We start from the raw sequence: 26,022 nt of genomic DNA, 5'->3' as shown, positions 1-26,022 counted from the left end.
GGGACCCGGATCGCGCACGAGGAGTCCTCTTGCCAGACGAGGCCCAGCCACTGACCGCCGCAAAGCCCGAGTCCGCCTCGGCGCCCGCGGCGAAGCCCGCGCCGAGCACGCCCCAGGCGAAGAACGACACGCACGGGCCGATCCAGCACGCCCCGTCCGCGCCGGTCGACAAGCCCGCGGAGCAGCAGCCGCGCCCCAAGCCGCTGCCGCCCGAGCGCCCCCAGAACGCGCCCGTGGTCCGCACGCCCGCCGGCCAGCCCGCGCGTTCCGGCTCCTCCAACCGCGTCCGTGCCCGCCTCGCCCGTCTCGGCGTGCAGCGCGCGAACCCGTACAACCCGGTCCTGGAGCCGCTGCTGCGGATAGTGCGCAGCAACGACCCCAAGATCGAGACGGCGACGCTGCGCCAGATCGAGCGCGCCTACCAGGTCGCCGAGCGCTGGCACCGCGGTCAGAAGCGCAAGAGCGGCGACCCGTACATCACGCACCCGCTCGCCGTCACCACCATCCTCGCCGAGCTCGGCATGGACCCGGCCACGCTGATGGCCGGCCTGCTGCACGACACGGTCGAGGACACCGAGTACGGGCTGGAGGACCTGCGCCGCGACTTCGGCGACGTCGTCGCCCTGCTCGTCGACGGCGTCACCAAGCTGGACAAGGTCAAGTTCGGCGAGGCCGCGCAGGCGGAGACCGTGCGCAAGATGGTCGTCGCCATGGCCAAGGACCCGCGCGTCCTGGTGATCAAGCTCGCCGACCGCCTGCACAACATGCGCACCATGCGCTACCTCAAGCGCGAGAAGCAGGAGAAGAAGGCGCGCGAGACCCTCGAGATCTACGCGCCGCTCGCCCACCGGCTGGGCATGAACACCATCAAGTGGGAGCTGGAGGACCTCGCCTTCGCGATCCTCTACCCCAAGATGTACGACGAGATCGTCCGCCTGGTCGCCGAGCGCGCCCCCAAGCGCGACGAGTACCTCGCCATCGTCACCGACGAGGTCCAGCAGGACCTGCGCGCGGCCCGTATCAAGGCGACCGTCACCGGCCGCCCCAAGCACTACTACAGCGTCTACCAGAAGATGATCGTCCGCGGCCGTGACTTCGCGGAGATCTACGACCTGGTGGGCATCCGCGTCCTGGTGGACACCGTCCGCGACTGCTATGCGGCGCTGGGCACGGTCCACGCCCGCTGGAACCCGGTTCCGGGGCGGTTCAAGGACTACATCGCGATGCCCAAGTTCAACATGTACCAGTCGCTGCACACGACGGTCATCGGACCCAACGGCAAGCCCGTCGAGCTGCAGATCCGCACCTTCGACATGCACCGCCGCGCCGAGTACGGCATCGCCGCGCACTGGAAGTACAAGCAGGAGGCCGTCGCAGGCGCCTCCAAGGTCCGCACCGACGTGCCCAAGTCGGCCGGCAAGGACAAGGACGCCATCAACGACATGGCGTGGCTGCGGCAGCTCCTGGACTGGCAGAAGGAGACCGAGGACCCCGGCGAGTTCCTGGAGTCCCTGCGCTTCGACCTCTCCCGCAACGAGGTCTTCGTCTTCACGCCCAAGGGCGACGTCATAGCGCTCCCGGCCGGGGCCACGCCCGTGGACTTCGCCTACGCCGTCCACACCGAGGTCGGCCACCGCACCATAGGGGCACGGGTCAACGGCCGGCTCGTCCCGCTGGAGTCCACGCTGGACAACGGCGACCTGGTGGAGGTCTTCACCTCCAAGGCCGCGGGCGCGGGCCCCTCCCGCGACTGGCTCGGCTTCGTGAAGTCCCCGCGGGCCCGCAACAAGATCCGGGCGTGGTTCTCCAAGGAGCGCCGCGACGAGGCGATCGAGCAGGGCAAGGACGCCATCGTCCGCGCCATGCGCAAGCAGAACCTGCCGATCCAGCGCATCCTGACCGGAGACTCCCTGGTCACGCTGGCGCACGAGATGCGGTACTCCGACATCTCCGCGCTGTACGCGGCGATCGGCGAGGGACACGTCTCCGCGCAGAACATCGTGCAGAAGCTGGTCCAGGCGCTCGGCGGCGAGGAGGCCGCCACCGAGGAGATCGACGAATCGGTTCCGCCGGCCCGTGGCCGCGGCCGCAAACGCCGCACCAGCGCCGACCCGGGTGTCGTCGTCAAGGGCGTCGAGGACGTCTGGGTCAAGCTGGCCCGCTGCTGTACGCCCGTCCCCGGCGATCCGATCATCGGCTTCGTCACCCGAGGCAGCGGCGTATCGGTTCACCGCAGCGACTGCGTGAACGTGGACTCGCTGTCCCGGGAGCCGGAGCGCATCCTCGAGGTCGAGTGGGCGCCCACCCAGTCGTCGGTCTTCCTCGTCGCCATCCAGGTCGAGGCGCTGGACCGCTCGCGGCTGCTGTCGGACGTCACGCGCGTGCTGTCCGACCAGCACGTCAACATCCTCTCCGCGGCCGTCCAGACCTCCCGCGACCGCGTCGCCACCTCACGCTTCACCTTCGAGATGGGCGACCCGAAGCACCTCGGGCACGTCCTGAAGGCCGTCCGGGGCGTGGAGGGCGTGTACGACGTGTACCGGGTGACATCGGCGCGCAGGCCGTCGTAGCGGCCCGCACGGCACACGACGAGAGGGGCTCCCGTACAGCGAGTACGGGAGCCCCTCTCGTCGTGCTCGGCGGACCTCAGCCGCCGAACTCCTGCAGGCCCTTGAGGGCCTGGTCCAGCAGTGCCTGGCGGCCGTCCAGCTCCCGCTGGAGCTTGTCGGCCTTGGCGTCGTTGCCCTGGGCGCGCGCCTGGTCGATCTGCGAACGCAGCTTGTCCACGGCGGCCTGGAGCTGACCGGTCAGACCCTCGGCACGCGCACGTGCCTCCGGGTTGGTCCGGCGCCACTCCGACTCCTCGGCCTCCTGGATCGCCCGCTCCACGGCGTGCATCCGGCCCTCGACCTTCGGCCGGGCGTCACGAGGCACGTGACCGATGGCCTCCCAGCGCTCGTTGACCGAGCGGAAGGCGGCGCGGGCGGCCTTGAGATCCGTGACCGGCAGGATCTTCTCGGCCTCCTCGGCGAGCTCCTCCTTGAGCTTGAGGTTCTCCGCCTGCTCCGCGTCCCGTTCGGCGAAGACCGAGCTGCGGGCGGCGAAGAAGACGTCCTGGGCGCCGCGGAAGCGGTTCCACAGGTCGTCCTCGTGCTCGCGCTGGGCGCGGCCCGCGGCCTTCCATTCGGACATCAGATCGCGGTACCGCGCGGCCGTCGGGCCCCAGTCCGTCGAGCCCGACAGCGCCTCGGCCTCCGCGACCAGCCGTTCCTTGATCTGGCGGGCCTCCTCGCGCTGCGCGTCCAGCTGCGCGAAGTGCTGCTTGCGCCGCTTGGAGAACGCCGAGCGCGCATGCGAGAAGCGGTGCCACAGCTCGTCGTCGGACTTGCGGTCCAGGCGCGGCAGCCCCTTCCAGGTGTCCACCAGCGACCGCAGCCGCTCGCCGGCCGCCCGCCACTGGTCGGACTGCGCCAGCTCCTCGGCCTCCGTGACCAGTGCCTCCTTGGCGCCCCGCGCCTCGTCGGACTGCTTGGCCCGCTGTGCCTTGCGCTCCTCGCGGCGCTTGTCCACCAGCTCGACCAGTTTGTCCAGCCGGGCCCGCAGCGCCTCCAGGTCACCGACCGCGTGGTGCGCGTCGACCTGCTCGCGCAGGTGCTCGACGGCGGCCAGGGCGTCCTTCGAGGACAGGTCGGTGGTCTTCACACGCTTCTCGAGGAGGCCGATCTCGACAACCAGGCCCTCGTACTTGCGTTCGAAATAGGCCAGCGCCTCGTCGGGAGATCCGGCCTGCCAGGAACCGACGACCTGCTCGCCGTCGGCCGTACGCACGTACACGGTCCCCGTCTCGTCGACGCGGCCCCACGGGTCGCTGCTCACAGCGCCTCCTCCACATGATGCCTGCGGAGGGCTCTGCTGCCCCCGGGCATCGTCCACAGTTTCGTCACGGCCAACATAGGCGACCGGCGGGGGGCCTGTCCGCATCCCGCGCGACCGAAATTCCGCAGTTGGGGCTCAGGATGCGCTGACCGTCGCCTTGTTGATCACGACCGTCGCGTTGGGCGCGGTGTTCCCGGTCGTCGGGTCCATGGCCTGGGCCCCGGCGTCCGCGATCTTCTTGAGCACCTTCATGCCCGCCTCGGACACCGTGCCGAACGGCGTGTAGTCCGGCGGCAGCTGGCTGTCCTGGTAGACCAGGAAGAACTGGCTGCCGCCGGTGTTCCGTCCCTCGCCGGTCTGCGCGTTGTACTGGTTGGCCATCGCCACCGTGCCCGCCGGGTAGACGTTGCCCGTGAGGCTCTTGTCCTTCAGGTTCTCGTCCGGGATCGTGTAGCCGGGCCCGCCGGCGCCGGTGCCCTGCGGGTCGCCGCACTGCAGCACGTAGATGCCCTGGTCGGTCAGCCGGTGGCACTTCGTGTGGTCGAAGTAGCCCTTGCCCGCGAGGAAGTCGAACGAGTTGACGGTGTGCGGCGCCGCCGACGCCTTCAGCGCGATGTCCATGTCGCCGCAGCTCGTCGACAGCTTCATCGTGTACTTCGCCGACTTGTCGATGGTCATCGCAGGTTCCTTCTTCCAGGTCTGCGTCTTGACCTTGCCCCCGGCGGGCTTGTCGCACGGGTCCGGCGCCTTGCTGCTCGCGGAGGCGCTCGGTGTGGCCTCCGCGCTCGCGTTCGTCTTGTCGTCGTCGTCCCCCAGGACCACCCCGGTCGTGTACAGCGCGACGCTGCCGATCAGGATGACGCCGAGCACCGAGGCGATCGCCGCGTTGCGCATGCGCGCCTTGCGTCGCGCGGAGGTACGTCGCTGCTGCTGCCGCAAGAACTTCTCCCGGGCGAGCTGACGCCGCCGCTGCTCCTGGCTGACCACCGGGTTCTCTCCTCATGCGTCGTGTGTGCCGACCGGTACGCGTGCGCGTGACGAACCGACCGCGTGCGTGTAGCCCCGTACCGTATATGGGTTCGCTGAGGAAACGGCACCGCCGGTAGGCTCTGACCACGGGCGCAGCCCGCCCGCAAGCCACCCGTACCGACACAAACGAAGGACGATCGTGCTCATTGCCGGGTTCCCCGCCGGGGCCTGGGGGACGAACTGTTACCTCGTCGCCCCCGCCGCGGGTGAGGAGTGCGTGATCATCGACCCCGGCCACCAGGCCGCGCAGGGCGTCGAGGAGGCACTCGCCAAGCATCGGCTCAAGCCCGTCGCCGTCGTCCTCACCCACGGCCACATCGACCACGTGGCCTCGGTCGTCCCCGTGTGCGGCGCGCACGACGTGCCGGCCTGGATCCACCCCGACGACCGCTACATGATGAGCGACCCCGAGAAGGGGATCGGCCGCACCATCGGCATGCCGCTCATGGGCGAGCTCACCGTGGGGGAGCCGGACGACGTCAAGGAGCTGACCGACGGCGCGAAGCTGGAGCTGGCGGGCATGGAGCTGACGGTCGCGCACGCGCCGGGCCATACCAAGGGGTCGGTGACCTTCGGCATGCCCGAGGCGGCGGACATCCCGCCGATCCTCTTCTCGGGCGACCTGCTGTTCGCCGGCTCCATCGGACGCACCGACATGCCGGGCGGCTCCATGGACGACATGCTGGCGTCCCTCGCCCGCGTGGTCCTGCCGCTCGACGACCCGACCGTGGTGCTGTCCGGCCACGGCCCCCAGACGACCATCGGCCAGGAGCGCGCCACCAACCCGTATCTGCGGCAGGTGGCGGCCGGCCAGGGCGCCGAGGCGCCCCGACGAGGAATGTGACGAGAGACCTTCCGTGAGCACCTTCAAGGCCCCCAAGGGCACGTACGACCTGCTGCCGCCGGACTCCGCGAAGTACCTGGCCGTCCGCGAGGCGATCGCCGCCCCGCTGCGCAACTCCGGCTACGGCTACATCGAGACGCCCGGCTTCGAGAACGTCGAGCTGTTCGCACGCGGTGTCGGCGAGTCCACCGACATCGTGACCAAGGAGATGTACGTCTTCGAGACCAAGGGCGGCGACCGGCTCGCCCTGCGCCCGGAGACGACCGCCCCCGTGCTGCGCGCCGTCCTCGAGGCCAACCTGCACAAGGCGGGCAACCTGCCGGTGAAGGTCTGGTACTCGGGTTCCCAGTACCGCTACGAGCGCCCGCAGAAGGGCCGTTACCGCCACTTCTCCCAGGTGGGCGCCGAGGCGATCGGCGCCGAGGACCCGGCGCTGGACGCCGAACTGATCATCCTGGCCGACCAGTCGTACCGCTCGCTGGGCCTGCAGAACTTCCGCATCCTGCTCAACTCCCTGGGCGACAAGGAGTGCCGCCCGGTCTACCGGGCCGCGCTGCAGGACTTCCTGCGCGGCCTCGACCTGGACGAGGAGACGCTGCGCCGCGCCGAGATCAACCCGCTGCGCGTGCTGGACGACAAGCGCCCCGACGTCCAGAAGCAGCTCACCGACGCCCCGTTGCTGCGCGACTACCTGTGCGACGCCTGCAAGGCGTACCACGAGGAGGTCCGCGAGCTGATCACGGCGGCGGGCGTCGTCTACGAGGACGACCCGAAGCTGGTGCGCGGCCTGGACTACTACACCCGCACCACCTTCGAGTTCGTCCACGACGGCCTCGGCTCGCAGTCCGCGGTCGGCGGCGGCGGGCGCTACGACGGTCTGTCCGAGATGATCGGCGGCCCGTCCCTGCCGTCCGTGGGCTGGGCACTCGGCGTCGACCGCACCGTCCTCGCCCTGGAGGCGGAGGGCATCGAACTGGACATCCCGTCCGCCACCTCCGTCTTCGCGGTCCCGCTCGGCGAGGAGGCCCGCCGGATCCTGTTCGCGAAGGTCACCGAGCTGCGCAAGAACGGCGTCGCCGCCGACTTCTCCTACGGCGGCAAGGGCCTGAAGGCCGCGATGAAGGCGGCCAACCGCTCGGGCGCCCGGTACGCCCTGGTCCTCGGCGAGCGCGACCTCGCCGAAGGCGTCGTCCAGCTCAAGGACATGGAGTCCGGCGAGCAGAGCGCGATCGGCGTCAACGAGATCGTCGCGGAGCTGGAGTCACGCCTCGGCTGACGGCCCGTACGCCCCAGGGGTGCACGCGTTCGCTCGCGTGCGCCCCGGGCGAACGGACGTCGGCCCGAATGCCTCGCCCAGGGCCGCCACCGGTGCGTTCTTATGTTCAGCGAACGGTGCCCGCACAGGCCCATGCGGCACAATGGCCCTGCCCGAAGCAGGTCCGACTCAAGTGACGGAATCGGCGTGATGAGCAAGACGACAATGAAGGACGTCTCCACCGTGGCAGAGCCCGCGCCGGAACCCACCGCCGGAACGCCGCGCACCGAGGGCGCCGGCCGCGCCTTCGCCCTGCTGCTCGTCATCACGGGCGCCGCCGGGGTGCTCGCCGCGTGGGTCATCACGCTCGACAAGTTCAAGCTGCTCGAGGCCAAGGTCGCGGGCACGACGTTCACCCCCGGGTGCAGCCTCAACCCGGTCGTCTCCTGCGGCAGCGTCATGGAGAGCGACCAGGCCGCCGTCTTCGGCTTCCCCAACCCGATGCTGGGCCTGGTCACCTACGGCATCGTCGTCTGCGTCGGCATGAGCCTGCTCGCCCGGGCCCGCTTCCCGCGCTGGTACTGGCTCACCTTCAACGCGGGCACGCTCTTCGGCGTGGGCTTCTGCACCTGGCTGCAGTTCCAGTCCCTGTACCGGATCAACGCGCTGTGCCTGTGGTGCTGCCTGGCCTGGGTCGCCACCATCCTGATGTTCTGGTACGTCACGTCCTTCAACGTCCGCAAGGGCTTCCTGCCCGCGCCGACCTGGCTGCGCGGCTTCTTCGGCGAGTTCACCTGGGTCATGCCGGTGCTGCACATCGGCATCATCGGCATGATGATCCTCACCCGCTGGTGGGACTTCTGGACCAGCTGACAGCGCGCCGCGTTGTCAGTGCGGTCCTTTAGGGTTCTTGCGTGGAGCCCGACCTGTTCACCGCCGCAGCAGAAGAACGCCAGGAGAAGGACCCGACCGGCAGCCCCCTCGCCGTGCGGATGCGCCCGCGCACCCTCGACGAGGTCGTCGGTCAGCAGCACCTGCTCAAACCGGGATCACCGCTGCGCAGACTGGTCGGCGAGGGCGCGTCCGGTCCGGCCGGGCCCTCCTCGGTGATCCTCTGGGGCCCGCCGGGCACCGGCAAGACGACCCTGGCGTACGTGGTGTCCAAGGCCACCAACAAGCGGTTCGTGGAGCTGTCCGCGATCACCGCGGGCGTCAAGGAGGTCCGCGCGGTCATCGACGGCGCCCGCCGCGCCGTCGGGGGATACGGCAAGGAGACCGTCCTCTTCCTCGACGAGATCCACCGCTTCAGCAAGGCCCAGCAGGACTCTCTGCTCCCGGCCGTCGAGAACCGCTGGGTCACCCTGATCGCAGCCACCACGGAGAACCCGTACTTCTCGGTGATCTCCCCGCTGCTCTCCCGCTCCCTCCTCCTCACCCTCGAACCCCTCACCGACGACGACGTCCGGGGCCTGCTCCGGCGCGCCCTGACCGACGGACGCGGTCTGGGGGAGGCCGTCACGCTCCCCGGGGACACCGAGGACCACCTGCTGCGCATCGCCGGCGGTGACGCCCGCCGCGCGCTGACCGCCCTGGAGGCCGCAGCCGGGGCCGCGCTCGACAAGGGCGAGGCCGAGATCACCCTGGCGACGCTGGAGGAGACGGTCGACCGGGCGGCCGTGAAGTACGACCGCGACGGCGACCAGCACTACGACGTCGCCAGCGCCCTGATCAAGTCCATCCGCGGCTCCGACGTGGACGCCGCCCTGCACTACCTGGCCCGGATGATCGAGGCCGGCGAGGACCCCCGCTTCATCGCGCGCCGCCTGATGATCTCCGCCAGCGAGGACATCGGCCTCGCCGACCCGAACGCGCTGCCCGTCGCCGTCGCCGCCGCCCAGGCCGTCGCCATGATCGGCTTCCCCGAGGCCGCCCTCACCCTCAGCCACGCCACCATCGCCCTGGCCCTCGCCCCCAAGTCCAACGCCGCGACCACCGCCATCGGCGCCGCCCTGGACGACGTGCGCAAGGGGCACGCCGGACCCGTCCCGGCGCACCTGCGCGACAGCCACTACAAGGGCGCGGGCAAGCTCGGGCACGGGCAGGGCTACGTGTACCCGCACGACCTGCCCGAGGGCATCGCCGCCCAGCAGTACGCCCCGGACGAGCTGAAGGACCGGACGTACTACACCCCGACCCGGCACGGAGCCGAGGCCCGATACGCGGACGCGGTGGAGTGGACCCGGGAGCACCTCGGTCGCAAGCGGTCCTGAGCAGCCTGTAGAATCGCCCGAAGCGCTGAGTCCCGTGCAGTCAGAACGGGACAACCAGCCGGAACCCAGCGGGTTCCAGGAGCGTCGCGCACCGTCGATCGGTGTCGCGGGCAGCCCACCACCACCCGGAGCTCCGGGAGCGGTCGGTGGGCCACTCGCGTGCTGCACGTATGTGCCCAGACCAGGGGAGCGGCTGCCCGGCAGGTCCACACGGACCCGGCGGGTTTCCCCGGCTGCGGATGCGACCTCCCTCAACCCTGACAAGCCGGAAACTCAGAAAAGAGACACAGACAGTGGCGAACCAGTCCCGCCCCAAGGTCAAGAAGTCGCGTGCCCTCGGCATCGCGCTGACGCCGAAGGCCGTCAAGTACTTCGAGGCCCGCCCCTACCCGCCGGGTGAGCACGGCCGCGGCCGCAAGCAGAACTCGGACTACAAGGTCCGTCTGCTCGAGAAGCAGCGTCTGCGCGCGCAGTACGACCTCAGCGAGCGCCAGCTCGTCCGCGCCTACGAGCGTGCGTCCAAGACCAACATGAAGACCGGCGAGGCCCTGGTCATCGAGCTCGAGCGCCGTCTCGACGCGCTGGTCCTGCGTTCGGGCATCGCCCGCACGATCTACCAGGCCCGCCAGATGGTCGTCCACGGCCACATCCAGGTCAACGGCCAGAAGGTCGACAAGCCGTCCTTCCGTGTCCGTCCGGACGACGTCGTGCAGGTGCGCGAGCGCTCCAAGGAGAAGACCCTCTTCACGATCGCCCGTGAAGGTGGCTTCGCCCCCGAGGGCGAGACCCCGCGCTACCTCCAGGTGAACCTCAAGGCCCTGGCGTTCCGCCTGGACCGTGAGCCGAACCGCAAGGAGATCCCGGTGATCTGCGACGAGCAGCTCGTCGTCGAGTACTACGCCCGCTGATCCAGCCGGACGCAGTACCCAGCGGTACCTCAGCCCGCCGTCTCCCCGCCCCTCCGGGTGGGCGAGGCGGCGGGCTTCGCGCTGTGCGCACCCGCCGTCGCCGGCCGGCCCGGCCCGCGCGGCGCCGGCAGCGCCGCCGCCCCCGGCCGCCGCAGCGCCCGCGTCACGGCCTCCGCACGGCTGAGCCTCGCCCCGTGCCGCACGTGCTCCTCGTACCGCTCGTCGCCCAGCTGCTCCCGGGCCGTCGCCTCGCACAGCTCGTGCGGCGCGTTGTAGTGCGCCGAACCGAACAGCGGCAGCCCCACCGACGGCCACATCCGCCCCGCCGCCCCCTGCAGCACCGCGGCCTCCGCCGCATGACCCTCCGCCGCCGTGACCAGGGCCAGCAGCTCCACCGCCAGCACCGACCCCAGCTGGTCCCGGAAGCGGTGGGCACCGGCCAGGCAGTCGGTGAGCAGCTCACGGGCGCGCACCGGATCGCCGTCGCTCCACGCCGCGTACGCCAGCACGTACAGCGCGTACCCCCGGGCCCAGCGCTCGCCGTGGTCCTCGCACACCTGCCGCACGTCCTCGCACAGCCGCACCGCGTCCGGCAGATCGCCCTGGAAGGCCCGCGTCATCGCCAGTTCCACCTGGCCCATCAGCACATTGGTGTTGAGTTCGCCGATCTGCCGGTAACGGCGCAGCGCCGAACGCAGCAGGGCCTCCGCACGCGGCATGTCGTCCGTGATCAGCGCCAGACAGCCCGTGCGGTGCTCCGCGTACGCCACCGCCGTCGGGTTCTCCGCCCGCTCGGCCTCCTCCCGGCACTCGTGGAGCGCCGCCAGCGCCGGAACGGTGTCGCCCTGGAGGATCGCCACGTAGCCGAGCACCCACAGCGCCTTCAGCCGCGACTGCTCGCCCGCCGGCCCCTCCACGTCCAGCCGCACCGCCTGCTCCAGCCACCGCCGCCCCTCCGACAGCCGCCCGCAGCCGACCCAGTGGAACCACAGGGCACCGGCCAGGTACTGCCCCAGGTGCGCCTCGTCGGGCTCCGCCAGGCAGTGCTCCAGGGCGCCGCGCAGATTCGGCAGCTCCGCCTCGACCCGGGCGGCCACCTCACGCTGGCGCGGCGAGAACCACTCCAGCTCGCACCAGGTCGCCAGTCCCACGTACCAGTCCCGGTGGCGCCGCCGCAGCCGGGCCGCGTCGCCCGCCGCCTCCAGCCAGTCGGCGCCGTACGCCCGCACCGTGTCGAGCATCCGGTACCGGACCCCGGCCGGCGTCTCCTCACGCGTCAGCACGGACTGGGCCAGCAGCGCGCAGACCACGTCGAGCACCTCGTCGGCGGGCAGTCCCTCGCCGCTGCACACGTACTCGGCGGCCTCCAGGTCGAACGACCCGGTGAACACCGACAGCCGGGCCCACAGCAGCCGCTCCTCGGACGTGCACAGCTCGTGGCTCCAGCCGATCGCGGTCCGCAGCGTCCGGTGCCGGGGCAGCGCCGTGCGGTCCCCGCCGGTCAGCAGCCGGAAGCGGTCGTCCAGCCGCCGCAGCACCTGCCCCGGCGACAGCGCGTCCAGCCGCCCGGCGGCCAGCTCGATCGCCAGCGGGATCCCGTCCAGCCGCCGGCACAGCTCCCGCAGCACCCCCTCGGCCTCGGTGTCCAAGGCGTCCGCGCACGCGAGGTCCCGCTGCGCCGCCCGGACCGCCAGCAGCTCCACCGCCTCCTCCGGGCCCAGCGGCGCCAGCGGGACCAGCCGCTCCCCGGCCACGCCCAGCGGCCTGCGCCCCACCGCCAGCACCCGCAGCCCCGGCGCGCGGCCCAGCAGGGCGGTCGCCAGCGCACCGCAGGCGTCCACGAGGTGCTCGATCCCGTCCAGGACCAGCAGCAGCTCCCGCTCGGCGAGGTGCGCGAGCAGCGTCTCGCGGGGCAGGCGCGTCGTGTGGTCCGTCAGGCCGAGGGCCTCCACGACCGCGTAGTCGACGAACTCCGGATCGCGCACCGGCGCCAGGTCCACCCGCCACACGCCGTCCCGGGGCGCGCACCGGGACGCCGCCCGTGCCGCCAGGCGGGACTTGCCCACCCCGCCCGGTCCGGTCACCGTCACCAGCCGGCCGGCGCCGAGAGCCCGGGCCAGCCCGGCGAGTTCCGCCGCGCGCCCCACGAAGACGTCGAGCTCCAGCGGAAGGTTGCCGGGCGGTGAGCTGTCGTCGCGCCGTTGGTCTCGCATGGAACACGGAGCGTACTGGCCCGTATTCACTCCGTACAATCGCTTCGCCCGACTCCACCGCCCGCGGACCGATATCCGGTACGGAGCCCGGCGCCCGGCGCGATAGGCTCGGTGCACGACTTTCTCGATGTTCTCGATGTTCAGGCACGTTTCAGGGAGCGGGTGCACAAGTGTCCGGTGGTGAGGTGGCCGGGATCCTGGTGGCCGTCTTCTGGGCGATCCTGGTCTCCTTCCTCGCCGTCGCACTGGCGAGGCTGGCCCAGACGCTCAGGGCGACCACCAAGCTGGTGGCGGACGTGACCGACCAGGCCGTCCCGCTGCTGGCCGACGCCTCCTCGGCGGTGCGCTCCGCGCAGACCCAGATCGACCGGGTCGACGCGATCGCCTCCGACGTCCAGGAGGTCACGTCGAACGCCTCGGCGCTGTCGACCACCGTCGCCTCCACCTTCGGCGGGCCACTGGTGAAGGTCGCGGCGTTCGGATACGGCGTGCGCAGGGCACTCGGCGGTCGCAAGGAGGACGTGCCCGCGGGCCCGGCCAAGGAGCCGCGGCGCACCGTGATCGTCGGCCGTACGATCCCGGCCGCGCGGCGGACGAAGCGGAAGAAGGACTGATCCAGCGATGTTCCGCCGTACGTTCTGGTTCGGCACCGGTGTTGCCGCCGGTGTGTGGGCCACCACCAAGGTCAACCGGAAGCTCAAGCAGCTGACCCCCGACAGCCTCGCCGCCGCCGCGGCGAACAAGGCGATCGACGCGGGCACCCGGATCAAGGACCGCGCGGTGGGCTTCGCGCTCGACGTCCGCGACAACATGGCCCAGCGGGAGGCCGAACTGGACGACGCGCTCGGGCTGAACGCCCCCGTCGACCGCGAACTGCCCGCTGCCAGGCGGTACCGGGCCATCGAGAACAGCAACGACCCGAGGTACGTCGACAGGACGACGTACTCGTACAACCGGAATGAGGACCACTGATGGAGTCGGCCGAGATCCGCCGCCGCTGGTTGAGCTTCTTCGAGGAGCGCGGGCACACCGTCGTCCCTTCGGCGTCGCTCATCGCGGACGACCCGACTCTGCTGCTGGTCAACGCCGGCATGGTGCCGTTCAAGCCGTACTTCCTCGGCGAGGTCAAGCCGCCCTACGACCGTGCCACCAGCGTCCAGAAGTGCGTGCGCACCCCGGACATCGAAGAGGTCGGCAAGACCACCCGGCACGGCACGTTCTTCCAGATGTGCGGCAACTTCTCCTTCGGCGACTACTTCAAGGAAGGCGCCGTCAAGCTCGCCTGGGAGCTGCTCACCAGCCCCCAGGACAAGGGCGGTTACGGCCTCGACCCCGAGCGCCTGTGGATCACCGTCTACCAGGACGACGACGAGGCCGAGCAGCTCTGGCGCGAGGTCGTCGGCGTCCCCGCCGAGCGCATCCAGCGCCTGGGCAAGAAGGACAACTTCTGGTCCATGGGCGTGCCCGGCCCCTGCGGCCCGTGCTCCGAGATCAACTACGACCGCGGCCCCGAGTTCGGCGTCGAGGGCGGCCCAGCCGTCAACGACGAGCGGTACGTGGAGATCTGGAACCTCGTCTTCATGCAGTACGAGCGGGGCGAGGGCACCGGCAAGGAGGACTTCGAGATCCTCGGGGACCTGCCGAGCAAGAACATCGACACGGGGCTCGGCCTGGAGCGCCTCGCCATGATTCTGCAGGGCGTGCAGAACATGTACGAGATCGACACCTCCATGGCCGTCATCGACAAGGCCACCGAGCTGACCGGTGTGGCCTACGGCGACACCCATGAGTCGGACGTCTCCCTGCGCGTGGTCACGGACCACATCCGCACCGCCGTGATGCTCATCGGCGACGGCGTCACCCCCGGCAACGAGGGCCGCGGCTACGTCCTGCGCCGCATCATGCGCCGCGCCATCCGCAACATGCGCCTGCTCGGCGCCACCGGCCCGGTCGTCAAGGACCTGATCGACGTCGTGATCGGCATGATGGGGCAGCAGTACCCCGAGCTGATCACCGACCGCGAGCGGATCGAGAAGGTCGCCCTCGCCGAGGAGAACGCCTTCCTCAAGACGCTCAAGGCCGGCACCAACATCCTCGACACCGCCGTCAGCGACACCAAGGCCGCCGGCGGCACCGTCCTGGCAGGCGACAAGGCCTTCCTGCTCCACGACACCTGGGGCTTCCCGATCGACCTCACCCTGGAGATGGCCGCCGAGCAGGGGCTGTCCGTGGACGAGGACGGCTTCCGGCGCCTGATGAAGGAGCAGCGGGAGCGCGCCAAGGCCGACGCCCAGGCCAAGAAGACCGGCCACGCCGACCTCGGTGCCTACCGCGAGATCGCCGACCGTGCCGGTGCCACCGACTTCATCGGCTACACCGACACCGAGGGCGAGTCCACGGTCGTCGGCATCCTCGTCGACGGCGTCTCCTCGCCGGCCGCCACCGAGGGCGACGAGGTCGAGATCGTCCTCGACCGCACCCCCTTCTACGCCGAGGGCGGCGGTCAGATCGGCGACACCGGCAGGATCAAGGCCGACTCCGGTGCCGTCATCGAGATCCGCGACTGCCAGAAGCCGGTCCCGGGGGTCTACGTCCACAAGGGCGTCGTCCAGGTCGGCGAGATCACCGTCGGTGCCAAGACCCACGCCTCCATCGACGACCGGCGCCGGCACGCCATCGCCCGCGCCCACTCGGCCACCCACCTCACCCACCAGGCCCTGCGCGACGCCCTCGGCCCGACGGCCGCCCAGGCCGGTTCCGAGAACCAGCCCGGCCGCTTCCGCTTCGACTTCGGTTCGCCGTCCGCCGTGCCGACGGCCGTGATGACCGACGTCGAGCAGAAGATCAACGAGGTGCTCGCCCGCGACCTCGACGTCCGCGCCGACGTCATGGGCATCGACGAGGCCAAGAAGCAGGGCGCCATCGCCGAGTTCGGCGAGAAGTACGGCGAGCGCGTCCGCGTCGTGACCATCGGCGACTTCTCCAAGGAGCTGTGCGGCGGCACCCACGTGCACAACACCGCCCAGCTCGGCCTGGTCAAGCTGCTCGGCGAGTCGTCCATCGGCTCCGGAGTGCGCCGCATCGAGGCCCTGGTAGGCGTGGACGCCTACAACTTCCTCGCCCGCGAGCACACGGTCGTCGCCCAGCTCCAGGAGCTGATCAAGGGCCGCCCGGAGGAGCTCCCGGAGAAGGTCTCCGCCATGCTCGGCAAGCTGAAGGACGCCGAGAAGGAGATCGAGAAGTTCCGCGCCGAGAAGGTCCTCCAGGCCGCCGGCTCGCTCGCCGACTCCGCCAAGGACGTGCGCGGTGTCGCCCTGGTGACCGGTCAGGTCCCCGACGGCACCACCGCCGACGACCTGCGCAAGCTGGTCCTCGACGTGCGCGGCCGCATCCAGGGCGGCCGGGCCGCCGTGGTCGCCCTCTTCACGACGGCCAATGGCAAGCCGCTGACGGTCATCGCCACCAACGAGGCCGCCCGCGAGCGCGGTCTCAAGGCCGGTGACCTGGTCCGCACCGCCGCCAAGACCCTCGGTGGCGGCGGTGGCGGCAAGCCGGACGTCGCCCAGGGCGGCGGCCAGAACGCGGCCGCCATCGGCGACGCCGTCGACGCCGTCGAGCGCCTCGTCGCCGAGACCGCGAAGTAGGACCGGCGATGCGCAGAGGCCGCCGGCTCGCGATCGACGTCGGGGACGCCCGTATCGGGGTCGCCTCGTGCGACCCCGACGGGATCCTCGCCACCCCCGTGGAGACGGTTCCCGGGCGGGACGTCCCGGCGGCGCACCGCCGCCTGCGCCAGCTGGTCGAGGAGTACGAACCCGTCGAGGTCGTCGTCGGTCTCCCTCGTTCCCTCAAGGGGGGCGAGGGCCCGGCCGCGGCCAAGGTCCGGGGCTTCGCCCAGGAACTGGCCAAGGGCATCGCGCCCGTACCCGTACGGCTGGTCGACGAGCGGATGACGACGGTGACGGCGAGTCAGGGGCTGCGTGCCTCGGGCGTGAAGTCCAAGAAGGGCAGATCGGTCATCGACCAGGCCGCCGCTGTGATCATCCTCCAGCAGGCGCTGGAATCCGAACGGGTGTCAGGCAATGCACCCGGCGAGGGCGTCGAAGTGGTCATCTGATCGCGATACGGTAACGTTCCGCGCGATGCGGCGGCATTCGAACAGCCCCCGCACAGCAAGAGGCGGAACGGAAGCCGGCCCCCCACGTCAGGCCGCGCGCACCGCCGCCTCGCGGCTCTAGGGGATCGATGACTGAGTATGGCCGGGGCCAAGGCTCCGAACCGTGGCATCCGGAGGACCCGTTGTACGGGGACGGCGGATGGGGCGGACAGCAGGCCCAGACGGGTCAGCAGTCCCCCTACGGCGGCCAGCCGCAGCACTACCCGCAGCAGCCGCAGCAGACGCAGTACGGCGAGTGGGGCGGTGACGGCGGCCAGGGCGCGTACGGTCAGCAGCAGTACGACCAGTACGGTCAGCAGCTCCCCGCGCCGCAGTACGACCAGTACGGTCAGCAGCAGTACGACCAGCAGTACGCGGCGCAGCCGCAGCAGGGCCAGGGCCACGACGACGGCGGCTGGGGGACCGGCGCGCATCCCCACGCGCAGTACCCCGGCGACCCGTCGGACCCCTACGGCCAGCAGAGCGCCGCCTACGGCGCGGAGCAGCCCGACTTCTACGGCACCCCGGAGGCGTACCCGCCGCCGGAGCCGCCCGGTCGCCGGCGCGCCGAACCCGAACCGCGGGACACCGACTGGGACCCCGGTCCCGACCAGGGCGAGCACGCCTTCTTCGCGGGCGGGGACGACGGTGAACCCGAGGACGGCGGCGGCAGCGGCGGTCGCAGGGGCCGGGGCGGCAAGCAGAAGAAGGGCCGCAGCGGCCTCGCCTGCCTCGTCGTCTGCCTGGTGCTCGGCGGCGGTGTGGCGGGCGTCGGCTACTTCGGCCTGCAGTTCTACCAGGATCGTTTCGGCGCGGCCCCGGACTACGCGGGCGACGGCAACGGCCAGAAGGTCACCGTCACCATCCCCAAGGGCGCGGGCGGCGCGACGATCGGCCAGGAGCTCAAGCGCCAGGGAGTGGTGAAGAGCGTCGACGCCTTCGTCAGCGCCCAGCAGAGCAACCCCGACGGCAAGAGCATCCAGGACGGCGTGTACACGCTGCAGAAGGAGATGTCGGCCGCGAGCGCGGTCCAGAGGCTGCTCGACCCCAAGAGCCGCAGCAACCTGATCATCGGCGAGGGCTGGCGGAACGTACAGATCTACCAGAAGATCGACGAGCAGCTCGGGCTCAAGAAGGGCACCACCGCCGGCGTCGCCAAGAGCCAGTGGAAGAACCTCGGCCTGCCCGCCTGGGCGATGAACCACCAGAACGTCAAGGACCCGCTGGAAGGGTTCCTCTTCCCGTCCAGCTATCCCGCGGCCAAGGGCCAGAAGCCCGAGGACGTGCTCAAGCAGATGGTGGCGCGGGCCAACGAGCGGTACACGGAGCTCGGCCTGGCGTCGAAGGCGGAGAGCCTCGGTCTGGACGGCCCCTGGGAGCTGCTCACCGTGGCCAGCCTCGTGCAGGCGGAGGGCAAGACCCACGAGGACTTCCGCAAGATGTCCGAGGTCGTCTACAACCGGCTCAAGCCCGACAACACCGAGACCAACCGGTTGCTCCAGTTCGACTCGACCTTCAACTACGCGAAGGGCCAGAGCAACATCCACATCGGCGAGTCCGAGATCAACGGCGACAAGGACCCGTACAACACGTACACCAACACGGGCCTGCCGCCCGGACCCATCGGCAACCCCGGTGACGAGGCGCTGCAGGCGTCGATGGACCCGACGGACGACGGCTGGATCTACTTCGTGGCCACGGACGGCATGAACAAGACCGAGTTCGCGAAGACGCACGAAGAGTTCCTGAAGCTGAAGGACAAGTTCAATGCCAGTTAGGGCCGGGGCGCGACGGGCGGCCGTACTCGGCTCCCCGATCGCCCACTCCCTCTCCCCGGTGCTGCACCGCGCCGCCTATGCCGAGCTGGGCCTGGAGGGCTGGACGTACGACCGCTTCGACGTCGACGAGGCGGCTCTGCCGGGCTTCTTCGAGAAGCTGGGGCAGGAGTGGGCGGGGCTGTCGCTGACCATGCCGCTCAAGCGGGCCGTGATCCCGCTGCTCGACGGGATCAGCGCCACGGCGGCCTCGGTGGACGCGGTGAACACCGTCGTCTTCACCGAGGACGGCCGCAGGACCGGCGACAACACCGACATCCCCGGCATGGTCGCCGCCCTGCGCGAGCACGGCATCGAGAAGGTCGACGCCGCCGCGGTCCTCGGCGCCGGCGCCACCGCCTCCTCCGCGCTGGCCGCGCTGGCCCGGGTCTGCACGGGCGAGGTCACCGTGTACGTGCGCAGCGAGGCACGCGCCGCCGAGATGCGGGGCTGGGCCGAGCGGCTGGACGTCGACGTGCGCATCGCCGACTGGGCGCACGCCGAGCAGGCGCTGCACGCCCCGCTGGTCGTGGCCACCACTCCCGCCGGCACCACCGACGCGCTGGCCTCCGCGGTGCCCGAGATGCCCGGGACCCTCTTCGACGTGCTGTACGACCCCTGGCCGACCGCGCTCGCGGCCCGCTGGTCGGCGTACGGCGGCGCCGTGGTCGGCGGACTCGACCTGCTGGTGCACCAGGCGGTGCTCCAGGTCGAGCAGATGACGGGCCGCACCCCGGCCCCGCTGGCCGCCATGCGAAAAGCGGGCGAGCACGCCCTCGCGGAGCGCTAGGATCCGTCCGGTTCCGCAGGGGGCGGAACCGGGAGGGGAAAGCGATCCATGTCCACAGGCGTGCCTCTGGCGTCCGTGAAGAGCCAGATGTTCGAGGCCGTGCTCGGCTTCCTGCCCGACTGGGTGCAGATCACGGTGATCGCCCTGGTCCTGCTGGCCCTGGTGGCGTCCTGGGTGGTCAAGGTGACGCGCCGCATCGCCGGCCGGCGCGCGGCACGCGGTGGTGCGCCGGCCGCGGCGGCGCAGTACGGCCAGGGCCGCGGCGCCGACCACCTGGGCCCCTACGCCCCGCCCCGGCCGCAGCAGAGCGGCGCCGACTTCCTCGGTTCCTACGCGCCCGCGCAGCGCCAGGGCGACGGCTCCGCCTGAGACCGCCCGTCCGTCAGATGGACCGGCGGGCGGGCCCGGCGGCCGGACGTGGGAGGATCGGACATGGCGGACCGGGGCCCGCGCACCCGGACACGCCGTCGCCGTACGCCAGAGAAGACGCGTACGAGGCATACCGGGGCGCGAGCACTGAGGAGCACCGTTGAGCAGGTTGCGCTGGCTGACCGCGGGGGAGTCCCACGGTCCCGCACTCGTCGCGACGCTGGAGGGTCTGCCCGCCGGCGTGCCGATCACCACGGACATGGTGGCGGACCATCTGGCGAGGCGGCGGCTCGGCTACGGGCGCGGCGCGCGGATGAAGTTCGAGCGTGACGAGGTCACCTTCCTCGGCGGTGTCCGTCACGGACTCACCATGGGCTCCCCGGTCGCGATCATGGTGGGCAACACGGAATGGCCCAAGTGGGAGCAGGTCATGGCGGCCGACCCGGTCGACCCGGAGGTGCTCGCCGGACTGGCCCGCAACGCCCCGCTGACCCGCCCCCGCCCCGGCCACGCCGACCTCGCGGGCATGCAGAAGTACGGCTTCGAGGAGGCCCGCCCGATCCTGGAGCGCGCCTCCGCGCGCGAGACGGCCGCCCGGGTGGCCCTGGGCGCCGTGGCACGGTCGTACCTGAAGGAGACGGCCGGCATCGAGATCGTCAGCCACGTCACCGAGCTGTGCTCCGTGAAGGCCCCGCAGGGCGCGTACCCCACCCCGGCGGACGTCGAGAGGCTGGACGCCGACCCGCTGCGCTGCCTGGACGCGGACACCTCCAAGGCGATGGTCGCGGAGGTCGACCAGGCCCACAAGGACGGCGACACGCTCGGCGGCGTGGTCGAGGTGCTGGCGTACGGCGTTCCGGTCGGCCTGGGCTCGCACGTGCACTGGGACCGCAAGCTGGACGCCCGGCTGGCCGGCGCCCTGATGGGCATCCAGGCGATCAAGGGGGTCGAGATCGGCGACGGTTTCGAGCTGGCCCGGGTGCCCGGCTCCAAGGCGCACGACGAGATCGTCGGCACGCCCGAGGGCATCCGCCGCGTCTCCGGGCGCGCCGGCGGCACCGAAGGCGGCCTGTCCACCGGTGAGCTGCTGCGGGTCCGCGCCGCGATGAAGCCGATCGCGACCGTCCCGCGCGCCCTGAAGACCGTGGACGTGAGCACCGGCGAGGCCGCGCAGGCCCACCACCAGCGCTCCGACGTCTCCGCGGTCCCGGCGGCCGGCATCGTCGCCGAGGCGATGGTCGCCCTGGTCCTCGCGGACGCCGTGGCGGAGAAGTTCGGCGGCGACAGCGTCACCGAGACCCGCCGCAACGTCACCTCGTACCTCGACAACCTGGCCATCCGATGAGCACCCCGCTGATCGTCCTGGTCGGCCCGATGGGCGTGGGCAAGTCCACCGTCGGGCAGCTGCTCGCCGAGCGCCTCGGCACGGCGTACCGGGACACCGACGACGACATCGTCTCCGCGCAGGGACGGAGCATCGCCGAGATCTTCGTGGACGAGGGCGAGCCGGCCTTCCGCGCCCTGGAGAAGCAGGCCGTGCACACGGCCCTCGCCGGGCACGACGGCGTCCTCGCCCTCGGCGGCGGCGCGGTCCTCGACGCGGACACCCGCGGCCTGCTCGCCGGGCAGCGCGTCGTCTATCTGTCGATGGACGTCGAGGAGGCGGTCAAGCGCACCGGCCTGAACGCCGCGCGCCCGCTGCTCGCGGTCAACCCGCGCAAGCAGTGGCGCGAGCTGATGGAGGCCCGGCGCCACCTCTACGAGGAGGTCGCCACGGTCGTCGTCGCCACCGACGGACGCACGCCCGAAGAAGTCACCCAAGCGGCGCTGGACGCACTGGAGTTGAAGGAAGCATGAGCGAGGCAGTCACCCGGATCCAGGTCGGCGGCACGGCGGGGTCCGACCCCTACGAGGTCCTGGTGGGCCGTCAGCTCCTGGGCGAACTCGCCGGCCTGATCGGCCCGAAGGCCAAGCGGGTCGCCGTGATCCACCCCGAGGCCCTCGCCGAGACCGGCGACGCGCTGCGCGCCGACCTCGCCGAGCAGGGCTACGACGCGATCGCCATCCAGGTGCCCAACGCCGAGGAGGCCAAGACCGCCGAGGTCGCCGCCTACTGCTGGAAGGCGCTGGGCCAGTCCGGTTTCACCCGCACCGACGTCATCGTCGGCGTCGGCGGCGGTGCCAGCACCGACCTCGCCGGCTTCGTGGCCGCGACCTGGCTGCGCGGCGTGCGCTGGATCGCCGTCCCGACCACCGTGCTGGCCATGGTGGACGCGGCCGTCGGCGGCAAGACCGGCATCAACACCGCCGAGGGCAAGAACCTCGTCGGCGCCTTCCACCCGCCGGCCGGCGTCCTGTGCGACCTGGCCGCCCTGGACTCCCTCCCGGTCAACGACTACGTCTCGGGCCTCGCCGAGGTCATCAAGGCCGGCTTCATCGCCGACCCGGCGATCCTCGACCTGATCGAGTCCGACCCGCAGGCCGCGCGCACCCCGGCCGGACCGCACACCGCCGAGCTGATCGTGCGCTCCATCAAGGTCAAGGCCGAGGTCGTCTCCTCCGACCTGAAGGAGGCGGGCCTGCGGGAGATCCTGAACTACGGTCACACCCTGGGCCACGCCATCGAGAAGAACGAGCGCTACAAGTGGCGCCACGGCGCCGCTGTCTCCGTCGGCATGCACTTCGCCGCCGAACTGGGCCGCCTCGCGGGCCGCCTGGACGACGCCACCGCCGACCGCCATCGCAGCATCCTCGAAGCGGTCGGCCTGCCGCTGCACTACCGCTACGACCAGTGGCCCAAGCTGGTGGAGAACATGAAGGTCGACAAGAAGTCCCGCGGTGACCTGCTGCGCTTCATCGTCCTGGACGGCCTGGCCAAGCCGACCGTCCTGGAGGGACCCGACCCGGCCGTCCTCCTCGCCGCCTACGGCGAGGTGGGCGAGTAAGTACCCCGTCGCACCTTCCGTCCGATTCGCCTTGCGGGGCGGGCACTTCGGACCGTCCCCGGCCGTTCACCAAAGGACGGCCGGGGACGGTACCGTTCGGGTGGGGCCCCTCCCACGCCCTTTAGGGTGTGGGGAACAGCGGGTACCCGTCCCGCTGTCAGCGCCCATCGCCTGTACGAGACGGAGTGGCACCGGATGCAGCACGCAGTGGGTTCTCCGCTGCCGCCGCCCCCTCAGCCGGGGCACGGACCGGCCGTCGGCTGGTCCCCGGCCGCGCACCACCCGGGCCCGCACCAGGGTTCCGCCCCCGTGCCCCCACCGGTGGCGCCGGGCTACCCCCTGCAGGCCCCGCACCCCGGGCCCCCGCACCCCGGGCCCCCGCAGCAGGCCCCGGCCCCTCCGCCCGTGCCGGACACCACCGGACACGTCCCACTGCCGCCCGGCGGTCCCGTCGCCGCGCCCAGCATGCCGCCCGCCGCGGCCGCGGTGCCCGACCCGGCGACCACCACCCTGGCGGTGCTGCTCATCGGCCCCGCGGGCGCCGGCAAGACCAGCGTCGCCAAGTACTGGGCGGACCACCGCAGGGTCCCCACCGCCCACATCAGCCTCGACGACGTGCGCGAATGGGTCCGATCGGGCTTCGCCGACCCCCAGTCCGGGTGGAACGAGAACTCCGAGGCCCAGTACCGCCTCGCCCGCCGTACCTGCGGCTTCTCCGCGCGCAACTTCCTCGCCAACGGCATCTCGTGCATCCTCGACGACGCCGTCTTCCCGGACCGCCCGGTCGTCGGCCTCGGCGGCTGGAAACGGCACGTCGGGCCCGGCCTGCTCCCGGTCGTCCTCCTGCCCGGGCTGGACGTCGTCCTCGAGCGCAACGCCGAGCGCAGCGGGAACCGGCGGCTGACCGACGAGGAGGTCGCCCGCATCCACGGCCGCATGGCCGGCTGGTACGGCTCGGGCCTGCCGATCATCGACAACTCCCAGCTCGACGTCCCGGAAACGGCCCAGGTCCTGAACGAGGTCCTGACCCGTTCGATAGCCAGCCCCCCGAACTGGTAGGCAGGGGCCAGGACGCGCCCTTCCAGGGGCGCGGGGAACTGCGCGACCAGCCCCCCACGGGCCGCGAGCCGCCGAACAACCGGAGCCGCCACCCCGGACCGCGCACCCGGCACGCCCCGCACCTCCCCACTCGGCCTCTCCCGAGCGGCGCCCCCGCAGCGGAGCCCATACGCTCGGGTCATGTCAGAGGTGTACGCGGCCCGCCGGACGCGCCTACGAGAACGCTGCAACGCGGGCGGCAGCGCGGCGGCGCTCGTCTCCCGGCCCGCCAACGTGCGCTATCTCGCGGGCGCCGCCCCGCACGGCGCCGTGCTGCTGCTGGGCAAGACCGAGGATCTCCTGGTGTGCTCCGGCCCGCCGGACGAGCGGCCCACGGAGGGCAGGCCCGACGAGGCCCTGGCGCTGCGCTCCCTGCCCGGCCCCGGCGGTGACCCGGCCGTCGCCGCCGCCGGACTCGCCGCCGAACAGGGCGCCGAGTCCCTCGGCACCGAGGACCACCACCTCACCGTCGCCCGGCAGCGGGCCATGCGCTCGGTCGCGCCCGGGCTGCGCCTGACGGACCTCGGCCAAGCGGTCGAGCAGCTGCGGGTGGTCAAGGACGAGGAGGAGATCTCCTGCCTGCGGATCGGCGCCGAGATCGCCGACCAGGCCCTCGGCGAGCTGCTGGAATCCATCCTCGTCGGCCGCACGGAGCGGCACCTCGCTCTGGAACTGGAACGCCGCCTGGTCGACCACGGTGCCGACGGCCCCGCCTTCCCGACCTCCGTCGGCACCGGTCCGAACAGCGGGCGCCGCGGTCACCGGCCCACCGACCGGCGCGTGGAGGAGGGCGACTTCCTCTCCGTGTGCCTGGGGGCCACGTACCGCGGCTACCGCTGCGAGATCGGCCGTACGTTCGTCATCGGCACCTCGCCGGCCGACTGGCAGATCGACCTGTACGACCTGGTCTTCTCCGCGCAGCGGGCCGGCCGGGAGGCGCTCGCACCCGGCGCCGCCTGCCGTGACGTGGACCGCGCGGCCCGCCAGGCGCTGGACTCCGCCGGGTACGCGGAGAACCTTCCGGCCCTCACGGGTCACGGTGTGGGACTCGAAATCGACGAGGACCCGCAGTTGGCCCCGACGGCCATGGGTAAACTGGACGCTTGTGTGCCGGTCACCGTCGAACCGGGGGTCCACCTCCCGGGCCGGGGCGGTGTCCGGATCGATGACACGCTCGTCGTGCGCCCCGAGGCGGACGGCGGACCCGAGCTACTCACCATCACGACCAAGGAGCTGCTCGCGCTCTAGCCTTCGCGCTGTGCGCGGGCCGGCACCGGGGTCGTCCACGTCAGTCCAGGAGATTCCGCAACCGTGGCTTCCACGAACGACCTCAAGAACGGCCTGGTGCTCAAGCTCGAAGGCGGCCAGCTCTGGTCCGTCGTCGAGTTCCAGCACGTCAAGCCCGGCAAGGGCCCCGCCTTCGTGCGCACCAAGCTCAAGAACGTGCTCTCCGGCAAGGTCGTCGACAAGACCTTCAACGCCGGCGTCAAGGTCGAGACGGCCACTGTCGACAAGCGCGACATGCAGTTCTCGTACATGGACGGCGACTACTTCGTCTTCATGGACATGGAGACGTACGACCAGCTGATGGTCGACCGCAAGACGGTCTCCGACGCCGCCAACTTCCTGGTCGAGGGCTTCACCGCCACCGTCGCCCAGCACGAGGGCGAGGTGCTCTTCGTCGAGCTGCCCGCCGCCGTCGAGCTGACCGTCCAGGAGACCGAGCCGGGCGTCCAGGGCGACCGCTCCACCGGCGGCACCAAGCCCGCCACGCTGGAGACCGGCCACCAGATCCAGGTCCCGCTCTTCATCACCACCGGTGAGAAGATCAAGGTCGACACCCGCACGAGCGACTACCTCGGCCGGGTGAACAGCTAACCGTGGCTGCCCGCAACACGGCCCGCAAGCGCGCCTTCCAGATCCTCTTCGAGGGCGACCAGCGCGGCGCCGACGTCCTGACGGTCCTCGCCGACTGGGTCCGGCACTCCCGGTCCGACACCCGGCAGCCGCCGGTGAGCGAGTACACGATGGAGCTGGTCGAGGGCTACGCCGAGCGCGCGAAGCGCATCGACGAGCTCATCGCCCAGTACTCGGTCGGCTGGACGCTCGACCGGATGCCGGTCGTCGACCGCAACATCCTGCGCCTCGGCGCGTACGAGCTGATCTGGGTGGACGCGACCCCCGACGCCGTCGTCCTCGACGAGATGGTGCAGCTGGCGAAGGAGTTCTCCACGGACGAGTCGCCGGCGTTCGTCAACGGTCTGCTCGGCCGGCTGAAGGACCTGAAGCCTTCGCTGCGCCGTGACGAGGCCTGACGGAGACAGACACAGACGCCGATGGGCCTGCGGCGACCGACACGGTCGCCGCAGGCCCATCGGCGTCTCCTCGTGCTCCCGGAGCGCCGGTGCCCGCACACGCCGCCGGGGTGGCCGGAAACCCTCAGGTTTCCGGCCAC

The 26,022-nt window shown here is 71.4% G+C and carries 23 protein-coding genes; 20 read left to right on the top strand and 3 right to left on the bottom strand.

Annotated elements, in window-relative coordinates:
- Nucleotides 1–29 precede the first annotated feature (29 nt).
- The gene (gene relA / locus ACGF3H_RS30595) at nt 30–2,570 is read left to right on the top strand and encodes a GTP pyrophosphokinase (protein WP_362498369.1); all 2,541 of its coding nucleotides are present in this window, start codon (nt 30–32) and stop codon (nt 2,568–2,570) included.
- Nucleotides 2,571–2,646: 76 nt separating this feature from the next.
- On the opposite strand, the gene ACGF3H_RS30590 is transcribed toward relA, so the two are convergent.
- Together ACGF3H_RS30590 and ACGF3H_RS30585 are read right to left on the bottom strand one after the other, a co-directional pair.
- Nucleotides 2,647–3,876, bottom strand: coding sequence for a DUF349 domain-containing protein (locus ACGF3H_RS30590; RefSeq protein ID WP_362498372.1), 1,230 nt, complete (start codon nt 3,874–3,876; stop codon nt 2,647–2,649).
- A 135-nt stretch (nt 3,877–4,011) separates the two neighbouring features.
- Nucleotides 4,012–4,863, bottom strand: coding sequence for a peptidylprolyl isomerase (locus ACGF3H_RS30585; protein ID WP_362498375.1), 852 nt, complete (start codon nt 4,861–4,863; stop codon nt 4,012–4,014).
- Nucleotides 4,864–5,044: 181 nt separating this feature from the next.
- Between ACGF3H_RS30585 and ACGF3H_RS30580 the strand changes: the two genes are divergently transcribed.
- From ACGF3H_RS30580 to rpsD, 5 genes are all read left to right on the top strand, one after another.
- Nucleotides 5,045–5,749 carry an MBL fold metallo-hydrolase gene (locus tag ACGF3H_RS30580; protein WP_362498378.1) on the top strand — a complete coding sequence of 235 codons (705 nt, stop codon included), beginning with the start codon at nt 5,045–5,047 and terminating at the stop codon, nt 5,747–5,749.
- A 13-nt stretch (nt 5,750–5,762) separates the two neighbouring features.
- Nucleotides 5,763–7,025 (top strand): histidine--tRNA ligase, encoded by a 1,263-nt coding sequence (hisS, locus tag ACGF3H_RS30575; protein ID WP_362498381.1) that lies wholly within the window; start codon nt 5,763–5,765, stop codon nt 7,023–7,025.
- A 189-nt stretch (nt 7,026–7,214) separates the two neighbouring features.
- Nucleotides 7,215–7,877 carry a vitamin K epoxide reductase family protein gene (locus ACGF3H_RS30570; RefSeq protein WP_362498383.1) on the top strand — a complete coding sequence of 221 codons (663 nt, stop codon included), beginning with the start codon at nt 7,215–7,217 and terminating at the stop codon, nt 7,875–7,877.
- A gap of 41 nt (nt 7,878–7,918) precedes the next feature.
- Complete coding sequence (locus ACGF3H_RS30565; RefSeq protein WP_362498386.1) at nt 7,919–9,274, top strand: replication-associated recombination protein A; 1,356 nt, start codon at nt 7,919–7,921, stop codon at nt 9,272–9,274.
- Nucleotides 9,275–9,567: 293 nt separating this feature from the next.
- Nucleotides 9,568–10,182 carry a 30S ribosomal protein S4 gene (rpsD, locus tag ACGF3H_RS30560; protein WP_030973190.1) on the top strand — a complete coding sequence of 205 codons (615 nt, stop codon included), beginning with the start codon at nt 9,568–9,570 and terminating at the stop codon, nt 10,180–10,182.
- A gap of 29 nt (nt 10,183–10,211) precedes the next feature.
- Here rpsD and ACGF3H_RS30555 read toward each other — a convergent pair whose 3' ends face one another.
- On the bottom strand, nt 10,212–12,395 hold the full coding sequence (locus tag ACGF3H_RS30555) for a regulator (protein ID WP_362498389.1): 2,184 nt from the start codon (nt 12,393–12,395) through the stop codon (nt 10,212–10,214).
- A gap of 170 nt (nt 12,396–12,565) precedes the next feature.
- Between ACGF3H_RS30555 and ACGF3H_RS30550 the strand changes: the two genes are divergently transcribed.
- From ACGF3H_RS30550 to nusB, 14 genes are all read left to right on the top strand, one after another.
- Complete coding sequence (locus ACGF3H_RS30550) at nt 12,566–13,009, top strand: DUF948 domain-containing protein (protein WP_318217756.1); 444 nt, start codon at nt 12,566–12,568, stop codon at nt 13,007–13,009.
- 7 nt (nt 13,010–13,016) lie between these two features.
- Nucleotides 13,017–13,367: a hypothetical protein gene (locus ACGF3H_RS30545; protein WP_362498392.1), complete on the top strand. Its 351-nt coding sequence runs from the start codon at nt 13,017–13,019 to the stop codon at nt 13,365–13,367.
- Nucleotides 13,367–16,039, top strand: a complete 2,673-nt coding sequence (alaS, locus tag ACGF3H_RS30540) for an alanine--tRNA ligase (protein ID WP_362498394.1) — start codon at nt 13,367–13,369, stop codon at nt 16,037–16,039. Before ACGF3H_RS30545 ends, alaS begins: the two co-directional genes overlap by 1 nt.
- A gap of 8 nt (nt 16,040–16,047) precedes the next feature.
- Nucleotides 16,048–16,512 carry a Holliday junction resolvase RuvX gene (ruvX, locus tag ACGF3H_RS30535; RefSeq protein ID WP_361569473.1) on the top strand — a complete coding sequence of 155 codons (465 nt, stop codon included), beginning with the start codon at nt 16,048–16,050 and terminating at the stop codon, nt 16,510–16,512.
- Between the two features lie 128 nt (nt 16,513–16,640).
- The gene (gene mltG / locus ACGF3H_RS30530) at nt 16,641–18,329 is read left to right on the top strand and encodes an endolytic transglycosylase MltG (protein ID WP_362498398.1); all 1,689 of its coding nucleotides are present in this window, start codon (nt 16,641–16,643) and stop codon (nt 18,327–18,329) included.
- Nucleotides 18,319–19,155 carry a shikimate dehydrogenase gene (locus ACGF3H_RS30525; RefSeq protein ID WP_362498401.1) on the top strand — a complete coding sequence of 279 codons (837 nt, stop codon included), beginning with the start codon at nt 18,319–18,321 and terminating at the stop codon, nt 19,153–19,155. Before mltG ends, ACGF3H_RS30525 begins: the two co-directional genes overlap by 11 nt.
- A gap of 48 nt (nt 19,156–19,203) precedes the next feature.
- Nucleotides 19,204–19,524, top strand: a complete 321-nt coding sequence (locus ACGF3H_RS30520; RefSeq protein WP_362498403.1) for a hypothetical protein — start codon at nt 19,204–19,206, stop codon at nt 19,522–19,524.
- A gap of 160 nt (nt 19,525–19,684) precedes the next feature.
- The gene (gene aroC, locus ACGF3H_RS30515; protein ID WP_362498405.1) at nt 19,685–20,869 is read left to right on the top strand and encodes a chorismate synthase; all 1,185 of its coding nucleotides are present in this window, start codon (nt 19,685–19,687) and stop codon (nt 20,867–20,869) included.
- Nucleotides 20,866–21,381, top strand: coding sequence for a shikimate kinase (locus ACGF3H_RS30510; protein WP_362498408.1), 516 nt, complete (start codon nt 20,866–20,868; stop codon nt 21,379–21,381). Before aroC ends, ACGF3H_RS30510 begins: the two co-directional genes overlap by 4 nt.
- Nucleotides 21,378–22,469, top strand: a complete 1,092-nt coding sequence (gene aroB, locus ACGF3H_RS30505; protein WP_189230637.1) for a 3-dehydroquinate synthase — start codon at nt 21,378–21,380, stop codon at nt 22,467–22,469. The genes ACGF3H_RS30510 and aroB overlap by 4 nt, the downstream gene beginning before the upstream one ends.
- A 195-nt stretch (nt 22,470–22,664) precedes the next feature.
- Entirely contained in the window at nt 22,665–23,528 is an 864-nt protein-coding gene (locus ACGF3H_RS30500) for a Pro-rich N-terminal domain-containing protein (RefSeq protein ID WP_362498412.1), read from the top strand.
- Between the two features lie 180 nt (nt 23,529–23,708).
- Nucleotides 23,709–24,815, top strand: coding sequence for an aminopeptidase P family protein (locus ACGF3H_RS30495; RefSeq protein ID WP_362498414.1), 1,107 nt, complete (start codon nt 23,709–23,711; stop codon nt 24,813–24,815).
- A gap of 63 nt (nt 24,816–24,878) precedes the next feature.
- Nucleotides 24,879–25,445, top strand: a complete 567-nt coding sequence (efp, locus tag ACGF3H_RS30490; protein ID WP_361569458.1) for an elongation factor P — start codon at nt 24,879–24,881, stop codon at nt 25,443–25,445.
- A 2-nt stretch (nt 25,446–25,447) separates the two neighbouring features.
- Entirely contained in the window at nt 25,448–25,882 is a 435-nt protein-coding gene (gene nusB / locus ACGF3H_RS30485; RefSeq protein WP_362498416.1) for a transcription antitermination factor NusB, read from the top strand.
- Nucleotides 25,883–26,022 lie beyond the last annotated feature (140 nt).

The sequence above is a fragment of the Streptomyces sp. NPDC048185 genome, from assembly GCF_043202495.1.
Taxonomy (GTDB): Bacteria; Actinomycetota; Actinomycetes; order Streptomycetales; family Streptomycetaceae; genus Streptomyces.
This window is presented reverse-complemented; position numbering and strand designations above follow the sequence as displayed.